This is a genomic window from uncultured Dialister sp. (assembly GCA_900314595.1).
In the GTDB taxonomy this organism is placed as follows: Bacteria; Bacillota; Negativicutes; order Veillonellales; family Dialisteraceae; genus Dialister.
The window spans coordinates 1-2,146 of sequence record OMVW01000083.1; the positions used below are offsets into that span (position 1 = coordinate 1).

General features: G+C 43.3%; 1 protein-coding gene. It reads right to left on the minus strand.

The features are described from left to right. Positions 1-175: 175 nt before the first annotated feature. Complete coding sequence (locus QZN42_RS10135; protein ID WP_296957349.1) at positions 176-1,513, minus strand: ATP-binding protein; 1,338 nt, start codon at positions 1,511-1,513, stop codon at positions 176-178. Between the last annotated feature and the right edge of the window lie 633 nt (positions 1,514-2,146).

Sequence of the window (2,146 nt, forward strand, 5' to 3'; positions counted from 1 at the left end):
GGGGAAACCGCGATGAAAAAACCCCTTGCCAGGGGCTGGATTGCGGATCAAGGGTTTTGGGGTTCCAAACAATTAGAGTGTTAACTCTCTAAAGACGGGGCTGCTCGCCCGAGATGGTACGGCTCAATAATCAACAACATAAAGCTTTCATGTATTACAGGGTCCCTGCCCAGATTTACAGATTTTCGAGAATGTGCGGCAGCATGTAAAATGGATACAATTTCAGCTCGCCCTCATTGCCAAGGTCTTTCTGGGATAAAAGGATCTGCCTCTCGACCTGCTTTGAGTACTTTCTGCAAAATTCATCTATAGATCTGTGTTTACCAAGCCCGGAAGACTTAACCTCTACAGGAATAATTTTCGTCTTTGACGAAAGAAGAAAATCAACCTCATAATAATGAGAGCTGTTCTTGTCCTCCCAGGTATGGTAATAAAGCTTTCTGTCTGAAGCAGCTATAATCTGAGCCACTGCATTTTCATACAAATATCCCAGATCCGCCGGAAGCTTGTCACTTAATAATCTATTATAGATATCCTCATTCGCTTTCCCGGATGAATTAAATATCATGGTCGTGAAGAGTCCTGTATCAGCTAAATACAGCTTGAACGTATCATTGTCCCTGGTTTGTGAAAGTGCTGCACTTGGATTCGATACGTTATAGCAAGCAAGAGCTGTTTTTGAATCCAGCAGATCATGTAATCGTTCCAAATCCTTATTGATTTTCTTCTTACCTGTTGCTGCGGAGACAATATAACTTCTTTTATCTATAGCCAGCTGGGCAGGAATCGAATCAAACATTCTGCCGATCAGTCCGGTATCATCAATTTTATAGAAATCATCCTTATAGAGATTGATAATCTCTCGTTTCACTTCATCAATTTCCGTAAAGTTTCTGCCTTCTACGTAGGCCTCAACAGCCTGCGGCATTCCGCCAACAGCCATGTAAATTCTGAAATCCCGCATCAGCTTTCTGTTTAAAGAGTTTCCTACAGGCTTTCCCCGCTTATACAATTCTCCTAAAGCCGAATATGTGTCATTTTGGGTGGCCCACAGGAATTCCTCATAATCCATTGGGTAAATCTGTATTTTCAATTCCTCTGATGGAATGACTATATTTTTCACGTTCTTCTTTATGCTGATCAGGGAGCCTGTCTCTATGTAGTCATATCTCCCATCGGCTACCAGATATTTTATTGCCTGCCGCACTTTCGGCTGAAGCTGAATCTCATCAAAAATTATGACAGACTCTCTTCTGTATAAAGTGATACCTGTGGCGGCCTGCAGACGAAGGAAAAATATATCCAAATCAGAAATGTCATCGAACACGTCCAGAACATCCTTCCTTACATTCGCAAAATCGACCTTTATATATGATCTATATTCCTCCTTTGCGAATTCTTCTGCTATCGTCGTTTTACCTACTCGCCTTGCTCCTTCCAAAAGTACAGAATACTTGGGAGCCTTCTTTTCTTTCCAGTACTTCATCTTATCAAGTGCTTTTCTTCTGAACATAGTATGCCTCAGTGGTACATCCGATTCCATTTCTTCAATATAGCAAACCAATTATAGTACTTATTTATCAAAGATTCAATCTGCATAAACTACCGTTTTAACCATATTTAAAATCGAAAAATCTACCGTTTCAACGAGATTTTCAAATCAGTTCCAAGCACCAGATGCCGTTAAGAAGCTTTTGGGAAAGTGTCGAGTTCCCTGCCAGAATTCAATCAATAATTCGGTTCTTCACGGAAAGAGAGGGGATGCTGAAAAGAAGAGCATGTGAGTCCTAACGTTTAGCTACCAACAAAAACAGGGGGACCGCACATGCTCAGGGAACGGGATAGAGCAGCATATCTGGCGCTTCACCCCTACGCGTACGTCAATACGGAAAGGTCGGAAGACGGGAGGCACGTGCAGCTGCACCTTGCGAGCAGGGCGAGGACGGACGAGGTGCTGTGCCCCTCCTGCGGCAGGACGTTCTGCGAGGAGATCCCGTTCAGGCATCCGCAGACGCGGGTAACCGGGCGGGCGGCAGCGTGGGCGGGCTCTGTGTTTTTGCAATAGGAAATCAGCAAAAATACCAAAAGAATTCAGCACTTTTTCCAAAACCTCAATTTATCTTCTTTTCAACCATTTGATGGTTCA